Source organism: Psychroserpens sp. BH13MA-6 (assembly GCF_052983595.1).
In genome coordinates this window covers 1-3,237 of sequence record NZ_JBRJGE010000023.1, presented here as the reverse complement: position 1 = coordinate 3,237, position 3,237 = coordinate 1, and the positions used below count along the sequence as shown (strand labels likewise).

Annotated in this window: 4 protein-coding genes; all 4 read right to left on the bottom strand. The window is 33.2% G+C overall.

Annotated elements, in window-relative coordinates:
• Nucleotides 1-306 precede the first annotated feature (306 nt).
• Nucleotides 307-855, bottom strand: a complete 549-nt coding sequence (locus ACU8DI_RS15220) for a hypothetical protein (protein ID WP_447113650.1) — start codon at nucleotides 853-855, stop codon at nucleotides 307-309.
• A gap of 264 nt (nucleotides 856-1,119) precedes the next feature.
• Complete coding sequence (locus ACU8DI_RS15215; RefSeq protein ID WP_447113649.1) at nucleotides 1,120-1,737, bottom strand: hypothetical protein; 618 nt, start codon at nucleotides 1,735-1,737, stop codon at nucleotides 1,120-1,122.
• A 205-nt stretch (nucleotides 1,738-1,942) separates the two neighbouring features.
• Nucleotides 1,943-2,692 carry a hypothetical protein gene (locus tag ACU8DI_RS15210; RefSeq protein WP_447113648.1) on the bottom strand — a complete coding sequence of 250 codons (750 nt, stop codon included), beginning with the start codon at nucleotides 2,690-2,692 and terminating at the stop codon, nucleotides 1,943-1,945.
• 365 nt (nucleotides 2,693-3,057) lie between these two features.
• A partial coding sequence (locus tag ACU8DI_RS15205) for a hypothetical protein (RefSeq protein ID WP_447113647.1) occupies nucleotides 3,058-3,237 on the bottom strand: 180 nt, incomplete at its 5' end.

The window sequence follows — 3,237 nt, the reverse complement described above, 5'->3', positions numbered from 1 at the left end:
TTCAAATTTGAATTACAGGAACTAATTATTATCAATAATAGAAGGATTGAAATGTTTCTCATAGGTTTTCTCATCTTACTGCCAACGTAATTGTGTATGATTTGTTGCGGAATTTCAGCCGAAGCACTTTGCGCTTGGATGAGCCGTTTACGGGGAAAATTCCGCGGGAGAGAAAGTGCAAGGCTGAGCCAGCAAATCTTTCCGAGTTTTAAAGATAGTGAATTATGTGGGAATTTTTCCTTGTTTTAACCAACTGAGCAATGAATTATACACGTTGTTGCCACACGTTTTTTTTATTCCGATTTGTTAGTCAAAAAACATTTCGTCCAAATTTCCTTTTTTGTATGCTTTTATATATTTTTTTGTCTTTGAATTTATAGGGACGTTGTTCTTTTTATTTCCGATATATTCCAGCAAAATTTTTGCTCCGCCAAGTTGGACTTCTCTAACATCTTCTTGTTCGCTGAATTTCTGTCCGTCAATTTTTTTACAAGTTAAAATTCGTTTGTGATTGATTTTTTGGTCTAAACCATAATTAATCATCGCAACTGTATATAGAAATTGTTGTTTATTTTCATTTGTAAGAGAAGTGAAAAAATTTCCAAATGTTGGAATTCCCATTCCAGTATCTTTATTCATCCAAAATCCGACAATTTGTGTTGCAGAAATAAATTCCTCTGATTTTACGTTCACAGGATTGTCAAATATATATTTGGTTGCTTTAAATATTAAAGTTTCATATTTTTCATATTCAGCATTTTTATCAGCTCTCATTTCGTCAAGCGATTCCGATAATTGTCCAAACATTGTAATCGGCAAAATCATCAGTAAAATCAGGTGTAATTTCTTAATCATATTTTTATTTTCAATCGTTATGTTTCTAGTTTTTAAGTTTTCTCAAATGTGTGGCAACGTAATTGTGTATGATTTGTTGCGGAATTTCAGCCGAAGCGCTTTTCGCTTGGATGAGCCGTTTAAGGCGAAAATTCCACTGGAAAAAAAGCGCAAGGTTGAACAAGCAATTCTTTCCGAGTTTTAAAGATAGTAAATTATGTGAGAATTTTTCCTCGTCTTAAACACCTACCGCAATGAATTATACACGGTGTTGTAAACTGGCTTTTATGCTATTTTTTTTATCCTTGCATTTTTACATAAAGGATATTCATTTACAAATTCAGTTATTGATTCGTTCATTTTTTCAAATGAATCGGAATAAAAATAAATTCCTGTCTCTGTATTTCCTTGCCAAAACCTAACGATGTCTGAATTATCATTTATTAACTTTTTTATTTCAGATACTACAAAGTTAGAATCGCACTTTTCATATACTTCTTTGTCCAAATTTACTCCATCAATATATATAGCCAGACCTTCTTTTTTTCCAAACTCTATTATTTGTTCTGTTTTTTCAATTCTTAATTTAGAACCTTTTGGAGCTCCTAGTTCCTCTAATTTATTTATTATAGATTTAATATGATTGTCATTAACTTCATCTAAGTCTAATAGAACTTCTAAATCACAATATTCAATTTCACCAGTTTCTAACTGCATAGTTCCGCCTCCAACTAATTCTCCTATTTGTGATGATTGAATAAATTCGTCTAATGGATTACCATAAATCTCTCCTCTGTCAAGAGGCATGCACTTATCATTGAGTGTTATTACAATGTAATTTCCATCATCCTCTTCATTGTCTAAGTGACTTTTCTTTTTAAATAAATTTTTAAAGAAGTTCATATGTTTCTTAAGCTTGTTTACAACGTAATTGTGTATGATTTGTTGCGGTTTTACAGCTTGCGTATGCGGCTGATGTTCCGCGGGAAAGACGCAAGCTGTTGAGCTCAAATTTTTCCGTTGAGACTAAGATAGTAATTTGTAGGAATAAATCTTCTACTTAGCCGACTTACCGCAATTAATTATACACGGTGTTGGCAATTGGCTTTTATTCAACGTGATACCATTCGTATTTTTTTCCATTCCAGAAAATAATTCCACCACCGTGAGATTCCTCAACGCCTAAATAAATTCCGTTTCCAATAAGTTTGAAATACTTGCTTTCGTCTTGTCCGATTATATCTCCAGTTTCTTCGTCAACCAAAGTCGGTGAAACAATTTCTCCTTTCGGAATGGTTTTGAATATTTCAATCCAATTCAAGTCGGTCATAGTGTCAATTTCATTTCCTGCTCCGAAAAGGAAACTTTCTTGTTTTACGGAATTATGAATTATTAAAATACCAATTTTTTTATTATTCTTGTTTTTTACGATAAATGCAAAATCCAATTTATTATCTCCGTTAAAATCTCCTTTTAATTCTTTGCCTTCAATTAATTTTAAAGAGTCAGGAACTCTTGTAAAATCAAATTCCCCAAAGGGTTTATCTTTTAACTTTGTAGTCAATCGAACAATACCATTTACATCAATGCTTCCATATATGTTTGTTTCCCCTTTTTTAATGTATTCTATGCTAGAAATCTCCTCCTTTTCTAATAAAAACCAACCTTCATTCATTGATTCATAGTTAGCACCAACTCCATTTATTATTATATGAGGATTCTTAGTTAATGAGTATTCTATTTTCAGAGAGTCGATGTATTTTGCTAAATAAGTTCTTTTTGGATTATTTCTTGAACTTGAGCAAGAGATGCTTAAAGGAATTATAAATAGAATAATGTATTTTATTATGCACTTCATTTTTCAGCTTGTTGCCAACGTATTTGTGTATGATTTCGTTGTGTTGGCTAGCTCTAAATTAGTAAAAGAAAACTGACCATAGGAAAATTCCGCAGGAATTTTCCGAGTACACACTAACAGAACAATGAATTATACACGTTGTTAGCTACTTTAGTGCAACACGAACCACAGGCAAACCACGAAGTTGAGTGATATTCCGCATTGCAACCGAATCAGAATGCAACACAAATTTGGCTGACAAGCCCAAGAATCCGCTACTATTCCAAAAAGAGAACAGAAAAATTCGCATTTAGGTTGCAACCTAGTTTGAGAAAAGAACATTAGATTCCGAGTATTGGTTTTAGAAGATTCCGAAAAGCTGCGATCTATTCAGAAAGATTCCTGACCAGCTTCAGTTTCGGTAAATGCACTATTGTTGCTAACGTAATTGTGTATGATTTGTTGCGGAATTTCAGCCGAAGCGCTTTGCGCTTGGATGAGCCGTTTACGGCGAAAATTCCGCGGGAAAAGAAGCGCGAGGCTGAGCCAGCAATTCTTTCCGAGTT

Bases quoted from the DNA above. Each gene is read 5' to 3' on its own strand.
- ACU8DI_RS15220 (WP_447113650.1), bottom strand. From the start codon at position 855: ATGATTAAGAAATTACACCTGATTTTACTGATGATTTTGCCGATTACA.
- ACU8DI_RS15215 (WP_447113649.1), bottom strand. From the start codon at position 1,737: ATGAACTTCTTTAAAAATTTATTTAAAAAGAAAAGTCACTTAGACAAT.
- ACU8DI_RS15210 (WP_447113648.1), bottom strand. From the start codon at position 2,692: ATGAAGTGCATAATAAAATACATTATTCTATTTATAATTCCTTTAAGC.